The sequence below is a fragment of the Paenibacillus sp. JJ-100 genome (assembly GCF_948329825.1).
In the GTDB taxonomy this organism is placed as follows: domain Bacteria; phylum Bacillota; class Bacilli; order Paenibacillales; family Paenibacillaceae; genus Paenibacillus.
The window spans coordinates 1,019,724-1,034,579 of sequence record NZ_CAOJCM010000002.1 but is presented as its reverse complement, the minus strand read 5'-3'; the positions used below and the strand labels follow the sequence as shown (position 1 = coordinate 1,034,579).

The 14,856-nt window shown below is 45.2% G+C and carries 13 protein-coding genes; 9 read left to right on the top strand and 4 right to left on the bottom strand.

Annotated elements, in window-relative coordinates:
• Positions 1 to 102: 102 nt before the first annotated feature.
• Both imm48 and PQG66_RS11270 read left to right on the top strand, forming a co-directional pair.
• Entirely contained in the window at positions 103 to 549 is a 447-nt protein-coding gene (imm48, locus tag PQG66_RS11275; RefSeq protein WP_272037759.1) for an Imm48 family immunity protein, read from the top strand.
• Between the two features lie 22 nt (positions 550 to 571).
• Complete coding sequence (locus PQG66_RS11270; protein WP_272037758.1) at positions 572 to 1,108, top strand: RNA 2'-phosphotransferase; 537 nt, start codon at positions 572 to 574, stop codon at positions 1,106 to 1,108.
• 153 nt (positions 1,109 to 1,261) lie between these two features.
• Here PQG66_RS11270 and PQG66_RS11265 read toward each other — a convergent pair whose 3' ends face one another.
• A complete protein-coding gene (locus PQG66_RS11265) occupies positions 1,262 to 2,116 on the bottom strand; it encodes an SDR family oxidoreductase (RefSeq protein ID WP_272037757.1) in 855 nt (284 codons plus the stop codon).
• A 653-nt stretch (positions 2,117 to 2,769) separates the two neighbouring features.
• Here PQG66_RS11265 and PQG66_RS11260 point away from each other — a divergent pair.
• From PQG66_RS11260 to PQG66_RS11240, 5 genes are read left to right on the top strand one after another with little or no spacing between them, the layout of a single operon-like run.
• Entirely contained in the window at positions 2,770 to 3,531 is a 762-nt protein-coding gene (locus tag PQG66_RS11260; protein ID WP_272037756.1) for a thioesterase II family protein, read from the top strand.
• Positions 3,532 to 3,553: 22 nt separating this feature from the next.
• Positions 3,554 to 5,887, top strand: a complete 2,334-nt coding sequence (locus PQG66_RS11255; protein ID WP_272037755.1) for an ABC transporter permease — start codon at positions 3,554 to 3,556, stop codon at positions 5,885 to 5,887.
• A 15-nt stretch (positions 5,888 to 5,902) separates the two neighbouring features.
• Positions 5,903 to 6,673 carry an ABC transporter ATP-binding protein gene (locus tag PQG66_RS11250; RefSeq protein WP_272037754.1) on the top strand — a complete coding sequence of 257 codons (771 nt, stop codon included), beginning with the start codon at positions 5,903 to 5,905 and terminating at the stop codon, positions 6,671 to 6,673.
• Between the two features lie 60 nt (positions 6,674 to 6,733).
• The gene (locus PQG66_RS11245) at positions 6,734 to 7,369 is read left to right on the top strand and encodes a TetR/AcrR family transcriptional regulator (protein WP_272037753.1); all 636 of its coding nucleotides are present in this window, start codon (positions 6,734 to 6,736) and stop codon (positions 7,367 to 7,369) included.
• Positions 7,370 to 7,387: 18 nt separating this feature from the next.
• A complete protein-coding gene (locus PQG66_RS11240) occupies positions 7,388 to 8,731 on the top strand; it encodes an MFS transporter (protein ID WP_272037752.1) in 1,344 nt (447 codons plus the stop codon).
• Between the two features lie 156 nt (positions 8,732 to 8,887).
• On the opposite strand, the gene PQG66_RS11235 is transcribed toward PQG66_RS11240, so the two are convergent.
• From PQG66_RS11235 to PQG66_RS11225, 3 genes are all read right to left on the bottom strand, one after another.
• A complete protein-coding gene (locus PQG66_RS11235) occupies positions 8,888 to 9,712 on the bottom strand; it encodes a carbohydrate ABC transporter permease (RefSeq protein WP_272037751.1) in 825 nt (274 codons plus the stop codon).
• Position 9,713: 1 nt separating this feature from the next.
• A complete protein-coding gene (locus PQG66_RS11230; RefSeq protein ID WP_184182189.1) occupies positions 9,714 to 10,586 on the bottom strand; it encodes a carbohydrate ABC transporter permease in 873 nt (290 codons plus the stop codon).
• 76 nt (positions 10,587 to 10,662) lie between these two features.
• Entirely contained in the window at positions 10,663 to 11,964 is a 1,302-nt protein-coding gene (locus tag PQG66_RS11225; RefSeq protein ID WP_272037750.1) for an ABC transporter substrate-binding protein, read from the bottom strand.
• Between the two features lie 187 nt (positions 11,965 to 12,151).
• Between PQG66_RS11225 and PQG66_RS11220 the strand changes: the two genes are divergently transcribed.
• Both PQG66_RS11220 and PQG66_RS11215 read left to right on the top strand, forming a co-directional pair.
• Positions 12,152 to 14,083 carry a cache domain-containing sensor histidine kinase gene (locus PQG66_RS11220; protein ID WP_272037749.1) on the top strand — a complete coding sequence of 644 codons (1,932 nt, stop codon included), beginning with the start codon at positions 12,152 to 12,154 and terminating at the stop codon, positions 14,081 to 14,083.
• Complete coding sequence (locus PQG66_RS11215) at positions 14,046 to 14,810, top strand: response regulator transcription factor (protein ID WP_272037748.1); 765 nt, start codon at positions 14,046 to 14,048, stop codon at positions 14,808 to 14,810. Before PQG66_RS11220 ends, PQG66_RS11215 begins: the two co-directional genes overlap by 38 nt.
• Positions 14,811 to 14,856: the final 46 nt, after the last annotated feature.

The window sequence follows — 14,856 nt, the reverse complement described above, 5'->3', positions numbered from 1 at the left end:
AGAGGAACACAGTGTTCTTACATGTAAACCAAATCAACTCTTGACTGAGAAGATTTGGTTTTTCATTATTTTGGTATTAAATATAGAACGGAGAATGTGGAAATGGATGATTCTATGAATGAGAACATAAATATTAACAATCAAGATGACGTTATTCTGAGTGCGGCAGCAGATGAACTGGAGCACATGGTGGATCAGATCTGTGAACTGATCGACACACCACTTGCAGATACGACTGAATTACAGCGTCAGGTGCTGGCGGCGTTTGGTTTTGGCGCGATATACAGTATTACTCATCGGGACCGCTTGGCAGAACCCCAAGCACATGCACTAAGTATTCGAATGCTTATCAAGCCGTTCAATTATAGCGAACAGCAAGCGGTTGATTTTGCTGACGATCTGATTCGGGTTGCATCTAATGAAGAGGCGCATCCAGTGATGAATGCGATTATTCATCGTGGTATTAACGGACATATTCAGTTTGCGCAAGAGGATCACGAAGCACTGGCACGTAACATTCAAGAGATTCTGGCGGCAGTACAGCAGTAGGGGTAGATAAGGAGAGTGCGTTATGGACTACATGAAGTTAAGTAAAGAGCTTTCATATGCATTGCGGCATGCTCCATGGGAATACGAGCTTGAGCTGGATGAAGAGGGCTGGGTAGAGATTCCGCAATTACTCGTTGCTCTGAATGAAAGCCCAGGGTGGCGTAACGTTACGGAAAAAGATCTGGAGAAGATGATCGCAGGTTCAGAGAAAAAGAGGCACGAGATAAGTGCGGGGCGAATTCGTGCACTTTATGGTCATTCCACTCCGCAAAAAATAACTAAAATAGCTGCTGAGCCTCCCCGGTGGTTGTACCATGGAACACCAGGTCGGGCTGTGGCTTCGATTATGGAACATGGTCTGCAGCCCCGGCAACGGCAGTATGTGCATCTATCGGCTGATATAGACACAGCACGTCAGGTTGGGCAAAGGCGAGATAATCAGCCTGTTATTCTACGTGTTCAGGCTGAGCAGGCTGCACGTGAGGGAGTTCTTTTTTACCATGGCAACGATAATATTTGGCTAGCTGATGTTGTTCCTGCACGTTATATCGAGCAATGATAAGCTGGATGCGGGCTGTATGTTGACCATTTGCCGTATTTTGTTCAGAGTGTACAAATAAGCAAAAAAAGGGTTGTTCCGCATGTCATTCAATGACAGGAACAACCCTTTTTAAGTTGTGTACATTTATCAAAATTAGAGATGGCGGAGTGATTAACTCAAAATGGCCTTCAAGCCTTCACTTAACGGTTGAGCTGGACGTCCAAGCAATGTTTCCAACTCATCGCTCTCCACTGCTAGTGCGCCTTGGCGGATTGCTCCCTGCATTTCAACCAGCATGGACACTACAAAATCAGGCAAACCTGCACCTTTCATGATGTCCGCGTAAGCAGCATCGTCCACATTTTGTACGTTAATTTCCTGTCCAAGCACTTCACCAGCAATCGCAGCAAGCTCAGCTTGTGTGCGCAGTTTACCAGACAATTCGTAGACCTTGTTCTCATGTCCTTTACCTGCAAGTACTATAGCAGCAGCTTCAGCATAATCACGGCGGGTAGCCCAGCCCACTTGGCTGTCATTCGTTGCATGTACCCAAGGCGCGCCCTGAGTAACAGCTTGTACACTTCCAGCCTCATTTTCAAGGTACCAGTTATTCCGTAAGAAGGTATATTGGATACCAGACTCACGAATCGCTTGTTCTGTCTTGCGGTGCACCTCAGCAAGGGAGAGCGGGTTATGCTCGGCGTTGACAACACTTGTATATGCGATGTAACCGACACCTGCTTTTTTGGCAGCCTGAACAGCAGTTTGGTGCTGACGAATACGTGTTTCGTTATCACCGTCTGTGGAGATGAGCAGCAAGCGGTCTACTCCATCAAAAGCTTTTGCCAGTGTCTCGGGTTGATCGAAATCACCGTGACGAACATCTACACCTTGGGAGCGCAATGCTTCTGCTTTTTCCGGTGAACGCACACTAACAGCCAAGTCGGCAGTGGCATTCATTTTCAACAGTGCTTCTACGACCAGTGAACCAAGCTTACCTGTAGCACCTGTAACTAACAATTTCATTTTGTTTCCTCCTAAAATGTAGTCTGCAAACATTTGCATCTTAGCAACTTCTTGTCGAACAATCGTGTATGTACAGCTTGCCTGCGAAGTATAGGATTACACAACTTCCAAGGAGCAGCTGTAGATGTGTGAAGCTATATTTCCATCTATGTAACTATAATAGTTACATTATAAATTGTTGTCAATTTTTATTATCTACAAAGACGACTTAAGTAGTCTGAATAATTGATTGATGAAAATCAACCCAGTGGTTATTCAATTTTTTGAACATGAAATAAATGAGAGGTGGTTCTTTGGGAGTGTTAAAAAAGAAACATTTATTGGTTGAATATATGTAAAAAATAGCATTCGAGTCCCGTGAATTTCAAGTTAAATAGAACTAGTTATAATAGATTCATTGCGTATACGAGAAGAAATATGTAAAAAGCTTCGACAAAATAGAAAAATATGTACGCATTGACAAATGAGAGAGTGATTATATAATGTGGGTATCTATAAATTAATTCATTTAGTTACAAATGATTCCAAGTTGACAGATTGGCAGGAGTAAAACAGCAATGTGATTTTGGTTCTAAAAAAGTCAGCACAACGCTCTAGACATTCCTTACATATGTTTTGAATAGAAAATAAAAAATTAACGGTGGTGAAGATCGATGGCACAGACTTACCTCGAACGACTGCAAAAGGGACAGGGGAACAGGCAGCTGATCTGTTTTCCTTATCTGGGTGGATATGCTCAGAGTTTTAATCCTCTAGTGCCTTACCTTCCGGATACAGAAATATGGGCGTTCACACCTCCCGGTCATGGGATGAATGCTGAACAGCCTCTGGAACATATGCAGCAGCTTGTAGACCTTTACACCCAAGAACTGTTGCCAGTAATCCAACCTGGTGCAACGTTGTTTGGACACAGCTTGGGCGGAATTGCCGCTTATTATGTTGCCGAGCGTATCCAGAAGGAGCTCCCAGATGTAGCTCAAACATTAAGGCTTGTGTTATCAGCCTGCAACACACCTGCCGATTGTGCGGTCAACCGCTACGACCAGATGTCTGATGATCAGCTGATTCATCAACTCTTTTCTTATGACGGTCTGCCGAAAGATCTTATCCATGAAAAAGAACTTTTGCAGTACTTCATGCCTGTAATACGGGCGGATTTTCGAATGCTGGAATCCGCTGCAACACTTGAATATCAGCCTATTTCACTGCCAGTACTGTATCTGCGGGGAGAACGGGACAATGCTGTTCCCCTTCAATCCGTGCTGAAGTGGGAACCTTATTTCGATGTCCCGATGAAGCTTCAGACCATTAGAGAAGGTACGCATATGTTTATCATGCACCACCCTGCAACGGTGGCGTATTACCTGACAAGCTTCATGACCCCAGCGTTAGAAAGACTGAACATAGTAGAGTAGATGGGAGGAGCCATGTTAGTTTATGCTGCTGAGAATGCTGAGAAACGACTTGATGAGGAAAAAAGGAATTACGGCGGCCCTGTTTATTTTTGTTCTGCTCGCTGCCTTGCTGGTATCTTCTGGTTCTCGAATGATCATGGAGCTGACGAGTTCCATACAGTATCTGTTCTCTGAATCGAAGACACCTCATTTTGTGCAAATGCACGCTGGAGAGCTGGATCAGGTCCAAGTGAACACCTGGGCCGAAGGAAATACAATGGTTGAGCAGCATCAGATTGTCGAGATGGTCAATATTGATGGAGCTAACCTGTATCTCGGTGCTGAGTCCGAGAAAAATACCGTCATGGATATTGATCTGGTTACACAAAATCAGCAATTTGATTATTTGCTGAATCTGAACAGTGAAATTATTCAGGTTCGTGATGGTGAGATCGCTGTGCCCGTGTACTATTTGCAGCAAAATAAATTAAATATCGGAGATCAGGTTCGGATCAATAATGGGGCGTTTGAGCGTTTATACACCATTGTTGATTTTGTGCGTGATGCACAAATGAATCCATCTGTCGTGCACTCCAAACGTTTTATCGTAAGCCCGAATGATCTGAATCAATTGAAGCAGGGTGTCGGAGAGATGGAATATCTCATTGAGTTCCGTCTGCACGATCCCGCCAAAACGAGTGAGTTCATTCAAGCCTATCAAAATGCAGGGCTACCTAACGCTGGGCCGGTAGTGACCTATGGTTTGTTCCAACTGCTCAATGCGATGACAGACGGAATTATTGCAGCCGTTATTATTTTGGTCAGTCTCATACTGATTCTTATTGCGATGTTATGCATTCGTTTTACCATGCTCGCAACCATTGAAGAGGATTACCGCGAGATCAGCGTGATGAAAGCCATCGGTATTGCGGAGAAAGATATCAAGCGGCTCTATCTGATCAAATATGTGTTTATGGCCGGTTTGGCTTCCATTCTGGGATATGTGGCTTCCATTGGGGTGAATCAGCTTTTTGTATCCAACATTATGCTGTATATGGGGAAAGCACCGGCTACATTACTGCATTTCGCCGTACCTCTGCTTGCAGCCGGTTTGATATTCACCATGGTTGTCCTATTCTGCCGTGCCGTGCTTCGTCGTTTTCGTTCAATCTCCGCAGTGGAAGCCCTTCGTACCGGAAGTTTGGGTGATACCAAGATTGTTCGGAACCGTTTAAGTCTGTCTCGTAATCGCTGGTCTTCCGTGCCTATTTTCCTTGGGCTTAAGGATGTGGTGCAGCGTATGAAAATGTTCCGTTTGTTATTATTCGTGTTTATCGTCAGCTCATTTATTATGATTGTGCCACTTAACTTTTTGAATACATTGCAGGCGCCGAGCTTCATATCTTATATGGGGGTAGGGCAAAGTGATATTCGAATCGATCTTAGGCATACCGACGACGTAGAGCTACGTTATGCCCAATTGGTTAACGAGATTGAGAATGACGCAGATGTTCAGAAATATTCACCTCTCGTAACGAGCCAGTTCAAGATTCGTAATGCCGAAGGTAGCTATGATAATCTCAGCGTGGAGAGCGGAGATTTCAGCATTTTTCCTTTGTCTTATCTGAGCGGGAACGCACCAGCAACAGATCGGGAGATTGCTCTCTCGGATGCGAGTAGCAGCGAACGCAAACTCAAAACAGGGGATCAGTTGACCTTGCTGGTGGGAGGTAAGGATCAGGTGATGACCGTCAGTGGCATCTATCAGGATGTGACCAATGGTGGCAAAACAGCGAAGGCACTATTACCTTACAACAAGGAGAGTGTGCTGTGGTATGTCGTCAGCTTGGATCTAAAAGATCGTGGAGTCATGGCAAGCAAAATTGCAGCGTATGAGAAAGACTTCTCACCGGCACGTGTAACGGACCTTCAAGGTTACTTGAATCAAACACTTGGTGGCACGATTCAGCAATTGAAGCTGGTAACCACTCTAGCACTGACCATTGGAGTGTTCATTTCCATTTTGATTACCTCACTGTTCCTACAGATGATGGTCGCCAAAGATAACAATGACATTGCTGTATTGCGAAGCATCGGTTTTGCTTTATCCAAGATCAAATTGAAGTATGTCGTGATGTCATTAGTTATCCTGATTGTAGGTGTCGCGACAGGCACAGTCTTATCCAATACACTGGGGTCAATGCTGGTTAGTGGCATTATGTCCTCATTTGGTGCCTCAAAGATTGTATTTGTGATTGATCCGGTGCAGGCGTATGTGCTCTGTCCATTGCTACTGGCAGGAACGATTATCATTACAGCATGGATCAGCATTCAGTCAATACGGGAAACTAGCATTTCGAAAATGATTGTGGAATAGGGAGGCATAACCAATATGACTACCATACTAGAAGCTAGAGATGTGAATAAATCCGTAGCGATTGGCGAGAATGAAGAACATCGTATTCTGAAAGATATTAATCTGCAGCTCAAAAAAGGAGAGTTTGTCTCCATCATGGGACCATCCGGTTCGGGTAAATCGACCTTGCTCTATAACATCAGTGGTATGGATCAGATCAGCACAGGCAGTGTGTTTTTCAACGGCAAGCAGATATCAGCATTTCCCGAGAAAGAGCTGGCAAGTCTGCGCTTGACCAAAATGGGTTTTATTTTTCAAAACATTCATCTGCTCAAAAATTTAAATCTGCTCGACAACATCATCCTTTCTGCTTATCTGGCTAAAAAGAGCAACCGAGTCACGATTAACAACCGTGCGATGTCATTAATGAAAAAAATGGGAATCGACGAATTGGCTGAGCATAACATTACCCAAGCTTCAGGGGGACAACTGCAAAGGATTGCGATATGCCGGGCTTTGATCAACAATCCGGATATTCTGTTCGGAGATGAACCTACCGGAGCGCTGAATTCAAAATCAACACATGAAATTATGGACATTCTTGGTGATATTAACGCAGCAGTTGGTACAACGATTTTACTCGTGACTCACGATGTTAAAGTTGCTGCTCGCTCGGAACGAGTATTGTTTATGATGGATGGACAGCTGGTTGCAGACAAACGTATCGGTAAATATGTGAAAGAACGAGAAGATTTGAAAAGCAGAGAAAGTCAATTAGGGCAATGGTTAGTAAGTATGGGGTTCTAACCATGGATTATCATGATTAAAATAGACCGACAGTCGGTCAGTAGAGGGGAGGCCTCATCGATGAGAGTGACGAAAAATCCGGAACAACGCAGAAACGAAATTCTCGATGCTGCCGAAATGTTGTTTATGACCAAAGGCTATACGAAAGCAACCATCATGGATATTCTTGAGGCTTGTGACATCGCAAAAGGTACGTTTTATTATTACTTTCAGTCCAAAGAAGAGGTCATGCATGCGATCATCACGCGTTTTATTACCAGTGGTGTCGCCGCAGCAAGGCGTATAGTATCTGACCCGGAATTAAGCGCTCATGAAAAGATTTTTCAGATTATCACGGCCCAAAATCAGCCTGACGAGCGAAAGCTAGGTGTAATTGAGCAGCTGCACGATGTCCAGAATGTGGAGATGCACCAAAAGAGTCTTGTTGAGACGGTGCTGCAATTAAGTCCTATTTTGACTGAGGTAATTGAGCAAGGTATTCAGGAGGGAGTGTTTCAAACATCAACTCCTCGGGAGAGTATTGAATTTTTGTTTGTTTCCTCTCAATTTATTCTGGACCAAGGTATCTTCCAGTGGGAGGCAGAGCAGTACGAGAAAAAAATTGAAGCTTTTGCAGGGATCATGGAACGTGTTCTGGGGGCGGAACCAGGAAGCTTTACTTATGTGACTCAGTTATATTTTCCACATCAAGCTTAATGGGAAAGAGGGTAGAGGATGGAGCAACATTTTATAGAAAACAGGGTAAACAAGTCATTCCGTAAATTTCTTATCGTCTGGTTCGGGCAACTCATCTCGATGATTGGTATCGGACTGACCGCGTTCTCCCTGGGAGTATATGCCTTCGAAAAAACTAATACGGCAACCAGTGTGGCGCTGATTACGTTATTTACGTTTCTACCCAACATTTTGCTCCGCCCGATCGGAGGTGTGCTGGCTGACCGTTTTGACCGCCGTACGATGATGATTATTGGTGACCTTGGCTCGGCAGCTGGTTTGGTTTTTATCCTGTCTATTATGCTGACGGGGGATATTCAGTTGTGGCATATTTATGTAGGCGTGGCGTTCAGTTCGGTATTCTCAGCGTTGCAAAGCCCAGCATACAAAGCGTCAGCGACAGACCTGCTGGATAAGGATCAGTTCTCCAAAGGCAGCGGACTTGTGCAACTCGCAGAATCCTCCAAGTTTTTATTTTCGCCAATTATTGCAGGTATTCTGCTTAGTGTGACGACGATTGAAGTCATTATGATGATTAATATTGCAACGTTCCTGATTGCCATTCTGGCCGTGCTGGTCATTCGCAAAAGCATGAAGGTGGAGCGTGAAGACAAAGACGATCATAACTGGATGACCGACATTAAGGAAGGTTGGACAGAGGTAGTTACCAACAAGGGCGTGTTGCTGCTTGTCATTATTATCTCTCTGGTGACCTTCTATCTCGGTTTTCTGGAGACACTTATTGGTCCGATGCTGCTGTCGTTTACAGATGCGAAGACACTGGGTACGTTTCAATCCGTTAGTGCCATCGGCATGTTGATCAGCAGCTTGTGCATCGGTATTTTTACAATGACCAAGAAATATGCCAGTGTTCTGGTTGCAGGGCTAGTTATGTGTGGTCTGGCATTCTCGCTGCTGGGTGTTTCGACGAATATTTACTTTATCATCTTTGCAGGATTTCTGTTCCTCTCCTCACTTCCGTTTGTGAATATGAGCGCAGATGTATTGGTGCGCAACAATATAGCGAATGAAAAGCAGGGGAGAGTGTGGGGCATCATCGGTATTTTGTCTCAACTTGGCTTCATTATCGCTTACAGTTTAGCTGGATTTTTGGCAGACGATGTGTTTAATCCACTTCTGGTGGAGGGGGGAGCACTGGCATCTTCCGTAGGTCAGATTATCGGAATCGGACCAGGTAGAGGCATCGCTTTGTTGTTTATCATTGCAGGTCTGTTCGTCATTCTGATTGCACTTGTCACGTCACGTCTGAAAATGATCAAGTCACTGGAGCAGAGCAACGAAATCGCCTCACCTCCCGATGTAGGCGGACTCGCTCATGATTAATATGATTTTATCGTTCTCGTAATCAAGACAGCCCTCGTCTGATGCATGTTAATCCGTTCTGAATATCTAACGGTGCACATGTCGTTCAGTCGAGGGCTCTTTTTTCAAAAAAATGCAGGGATAGTATTATCTTGTGTTAAACGGCTTCAATCCAACCTAACCCTTCACTGCACCGGAGGTCAGACCTCCGACAATGTACTTCTGCCCGATGAGGAATACGATCAACACGGGCAGCGAGGTGAGCACGATATCGGCACTGACGAGATTCCATTTGGCACTGAATTGTCCGAAGAAGTTATAAACAGCCAGAGTCATAGGCCACATCTCCACCGTATTCAGCATATAGAGCGGCGCAGTGAACTCATTCCAGACACTCAGAAAATTCAAAACAAATACAGTCACTAGCACCGAGGTTAACAAAGGTACGATAATTCGAAGGAATAACTTGATTCCGCTGCATCCATCCATGATTGCCGCTTCGTCCAATTCTTTCGGAATGTTGCCGACAAATGCATAGGTGATGAACAGGGAGATTGGAATTCCCATCGCGGTATAGAGCAGAATCATACCTAAGTGGGAGTTGATCATACCTAATGATTTCATCACTTCCATGAGCGGAATGTAATTCAGCGGCAGCGTAATGCCCAGGATCAGAAAGAAGTATAGGAACTTGCTGAGCCTGGAATGATTGCGTGATAAGGTGAACGCAGAGAATGCCACGACAAATACCAGCAGTAGAGATGAGGCACCAGAGTGCAGCAGACTGTTGAAAAAGGAGCCACCCAAGTGTCCCTGCTCGTAGACGATTTTATAATTTTCAAACACAAATTTCTCGGGAAGGGTAAGCTTGAGTACCTTGGCTTCCGCGTCTGATTTGAATGAATTTAACAGGATGACGGCAAATGGAATCAGTACAACCAGACTTAATAGCCAGGCGAGTATATTTAATGACAGAGAGGCAAGTCTTTTTCGCCATTGCATTTCAGTATTCCACCTTTCGGTTCATCAAACGAATGATAAAAAATGAGATCATCGCCATGATGACAAAGAGAATGGTGGACAGGGCGCTCCCGAGTCCCCAGTACCCTTTGGCAAAAGAGGAATAAACGGCTGTGTTAATCACATCTGTTGCATTGCCTGGACCACCGTTGGTCAGTACATATACCGCATCAAAGACACGCAGACCATACGTAATATTGAGTACTGTGGCAATGGTGATGGTGGGCATCAGCATCGGGATGGTAATACGAAACAGCTTTTGCATAAAGCCCGCACCATCTATTGATGCAGCTTCATAATAATCCCTTGGAATAGCGAGCAGTCCCGCGATAAACAGCACCATAATATACCCCATACCTTTCCAGGTATCCACAGCCATGATGGATGGCATGGCCCAAGTGAGCGAGCCTAGCCAGTTCTGGGCAAGTACATCGAGGCCGATGGAACGCAGGGTAACATTAACGAACCCGTTGTTTGGATCAAGCAGGCTTTTGAACACCAGACCTACAATCAGAAAAGATAATACTTGAGGTGAAAAGATGATCATTCGATGCCAATTGGCGGCTTTGACACCGCTAACCAGCAGCAGGGCAAGGAACAAACCTAGAACGGTTTTGGCGATGGATGTAACCAGCGTAAACAGCACTGTATTTTTAATAAATAGCAGATAGGTTGGATCACCTGTGAGAATGGTGCGGAAATGCTCCAGACCGATAAAATTTTTCTCTGAACTATAGCTGTTCCAATCGGTAAAGGAATAATAAATGCCGAGCAGGGCAGGAGCGACGATGAACAGCAGATATAATAGAATCGCGCCGGATGAAAAATACCAGGGATAGATTTTGTTCGCATTCATAACCCGTAACACCAGTCCTTCCTGTGCAAATGAACAAGCGGGCAGCGCCCGCCTGATATAAAGTATCTGTTGCTTGTTACTGCCATTTTTCGTCCTTCAATACCTTGGCTTGCTCGGCACGTCGTTTATCAATATTTTGCAGGATTTGCTCCGGGGTCATCGCTCCGGCAAACATGCCTGACAAGTCTTTGCCAATGTCCATCCACTGTGGATCAATATATTTCACAGCAGCCTGCATGACTGTGCCTTTCTCATGTTTTTTCTCATAATCAATATAGTCCTGTGTCAGTTTCGGTTCGATCTCTGGCCAGCAAATCGTCAGATTTCCTTCTCCTCCGTCAAATACCTGCTGCAGATGATCATGCTCGGTAATCCAGCGGAAAAATTTCAACACTTCTTCAGGATGTTTACTGTTTTTATTACCAAACATGGCAGCTGAACCGCCAGGATTGACGCCGATCGTCTGATTGTCTCCCCATGGCATGACGAAAAATCCCATATTGTCCTTCATCGCCGGATAAGCTTCCGCTACTTCCTTTTCCGTGCCTGGCACCCGCAGCAGCATCGCTGCTTTCTCCTGACCAAAAGCTTCAATGCCTGCTTCTACCGTATTGGATAAAAAGTCTTTGCCGAAATACCCGAGATCTGCAAACTCCTTTAATTGTTCAATCACCGTCTTCAGTTGGGTCAGATCTGCGACCTTCATCTCATTATTATTGAGTTTCTCGTAGGTTCCTGCGGTCTGTTGCTCGTAATTCGGCCCCGTTTCGAACAATGGCAGCACCTGGTACCAGCCGCTCGCCGGAGCTTGATAGAATGGAATGATGTCTTTATCTTTGATTTTCTGGCTGATCGCTTTGAATTCGGCATAGGTGGTAGGCGGCTCAATACCCAGATCAGCAAAGATGCGTTTGTTATAGTACACATACCAGATTTTCGTAGGGGCAAAAGAAACCCCGTATACCTTGTCGTTATGGCTTACAGTAGGAAGAATCTCTTTCGACATCCGTCCTGTAAACTCCTCATTGGTCAGATCAATGGCATTTTCCTCTGGTCTGACATTGGCTGGCATGCTCAGCGGATCAACATCCACATTGAAAATATCCGGAGCTTCACCAGATGACAGCTTTACCTTGATCAGATCACGCCACTGCGCGTCAGGCACCACCTGAAAATCAATTTTGACGCCAGTTTCCTGCTCGTATTGCTTCGCCATCGTTTGCATAATACCCGTTCGAGGAATACCGGATTGGCTCGTGCCAAAAGTCAGTGTGACCTTGCCATTTCCTTCTGCACTTTTCTCTGAGCTGCAGCCGGAAATGAGCAGGGTGGAGAGAAGCAGCACACTTGTCAGCGAAAAAAGAAATCGTTTTCCCATGTTGAAACCTCCCTAAAATTCGATCATATTATGACTTGCGTAAACGCTTTATGTAAGCGTATTCTTATGTGGATAACTTTACTTGGAATACCATATGGGCTCAATAGACAAAAGCGTTCATATGGGTGGACATTTTCGAAGCCATTGTAGAAACGCAAATAATGATGAAGATGATGAGGGGGATGGAATGCGCTATCGGTTCAGAACACTGCAGCAGAGTTTGTTTGCTTATTATTCAGCTGTATTTATTATTTTTTCTCTTATTGTGGCAGGGCTGTTATATGTTTTTCTCGCGAGTGATACTCGCCAGCGGAGTGAAGAGCAGCAGAAACAACTGGGTCTATCTATCGTTGGACATCTGGATCAGGAAGTTGTGAAAATGAATAATTTCTCCATGAACATCGTTTATTCCAATCTGGTCAAGGAGCATTTCAGCCATTATCTAGCACCTGCGGAGGGGGCTGAACAGACGATGTTAAGTGACCCTGCGCTGTATAAGGATACAACTACACTGATTGACGTCATTTTGGCGATCATTAGCAGCTCGAATACAGCCAAGCAGGCTAACATCTACGATGTGAATGGAAAAATGCTGGGGGCCGGGGTGTTTAACGGACAGCTGCCGGTAGATTTGAAGCAGCGTCCCTGGTATAAAGAAACGTGGGAGCGGAGCGGCTGGCGTGTTATTCGCCTGCTGCAGGGCGAAGCGTTGCCGATGCCTACGGGAGAGGGCAAAAGGGATGAGCCGTACATCTCACTTACTCGAGTATACAAGGATGGCAATTATGTCAGCCAGGGTGTAGTTGAAATTTTGCAGCGTGCGGATGATTTATTCCAGCATTTGAATGAGCTGCAAGCGAGTAATAAGGAACTTCGAATCTATGTGCTGGATGAGCGGGATGCATTGTTATACCCGCTTCCCGCAGCATCACCTGCTGCTGATGCGGCTCCAGCTGGTTATGCAGAAGAGATGAAGCTGATTCAGCATCGTACCTCACCCCCTGAAACGATGCAGGAGGTTACATATTCTTCTACGGATTCAAAGCAGATGATGACGTATATGACATCGCAGGAAACCGGCTGGACTGTAGTTGTCATGCAGTCTAAACAGTCTCTTTTTGCTAATCTGAACCGGATGGCACTAATCTTTTCAGGCGCTGCGCTAGCTACCTTGATTGTTATTTTGATGCTTTCGTATCTGATTTCGAAAAGGGTCACCCTGCCGCTTCATCGACTCCAGCGCATTATCCAGAAGACAGGCGAAAATGACCTGATGTCAGGTCAGGAATCGGGTCAGCTGTTGTTCAAGCTGGAGCACCCTGGCTCGATCCGCGAGTTGGATGAGCTGAATAATACGTTCATCCGGCTGAATCAGCAGCTTGTGCAGTCTTTTCACGACCAAATGGCCGTTAAATCCCGGGAAACCGATGCGAGACTGCTGGCACTCCAATCACAGATGAATCCGCACTTTCTATACAACAACATTACAAATATAAGCATTATGGCGGAGGAGGGCATGAACAAGCAGATTGTTGCGTTCTGTGGTCATATTGCATCCATGCTTCGTTATATTTCTGCACCGAGCCAAAACGGTGTTTCATTATCTCAGGAACTTGAATATTGTGAACGCTATCTCAAATGTATGAAAATTCGCTTTGAGGACGATCTGCACTATGATTTCTCGATCCCTGATGAGATGACGGATATTCAAATTCCAATGCTGATCATTCAGCCATTACTTGAAAACGCAATGAAATACGGCCTCGGTGATACCCTCCCTTGGAAGCTGCATATCACGGGTGAACTGGATATCACACAGGAGACATGGCAGATTCATGTTGAAGATAACGGCCCGGGGATAGAGCCCCAAGCGCATGAACACATTGAACTCTATATCAGCAGACATCAGAATGTGGATCGCATGCCTGAACTGGAGATTAACGGGATGGGACTCAAAAATATATGGGCTCGCTTGAAGTTATGGTATGGTCCGGCAGCTAGGATGTGTATCGAAAACAAAGCAACCGGTGGTGTAAGCATTTGTATCGGAGGTTCCATTCGGAAGGAGCAGGGGGGAACATATGAAAATGCAGAGAAAATACAGAACACTTATCGTTGAAGATGAGGCGTTAATTCGTCGTAACATCTCCCGTAAGTTCACAGAGCTGAGTCCGCGGTTTGAAGTCATTGGGGAGGCGAAAAACGGTCAGGAAGCGCTGCAGCTAATCGAGCAAAAGGTGCCTGATCTGGTCATTACGGATATTCAGATGCCGGTGATGAACGGGCTTGAACTGGCTAAATATTTATATTTTGCCTACCCGCACGTTAAAATTGTCATTCTTAGCGGGTATCATGAGTTCGAATATGCACGTCAGGCCATTCACTATAAAGTGGAAGACTACCTGCTCAAACCGCTGGCGGAAGAACAGCTTCGTACCCTGCTGGATACGATGGAATTGAAGCTGGGAAGTGCGGCGGATTCCCTGTCTCATGTGAGTGCCGTGCTGGATGATCAGGTGAAAGCGGAAGATATTGCGGAAGCCGTCAAGCTGTATCTCAAACAAAATTATATGCATGAAATTACGCTGCAGGACATGGCGGCCCAGATGCATTTCAGTGTGGACTACTTGGGTAAATGTTTTAAAAAGGTAACAGGGGAGACTCCTTTGAAATACTTGACAGGTCTCCGCATCAATGAGGCCAAGCGCCTGCTTGTGGCATATGAGCACATAGATATCAAGACGATTGGCGGGGCTGTAGGGTACGCTGATTCTCATTATTTCAGCAGAATTTTCAAAAACAAAACCGGTCTGTATCCGAGCGAGTATCGTCAGCAGCAGAAATAAAAAAGCTCTGTCCATGGATCAAGACAATCCGAATGGGCTGAGCTCA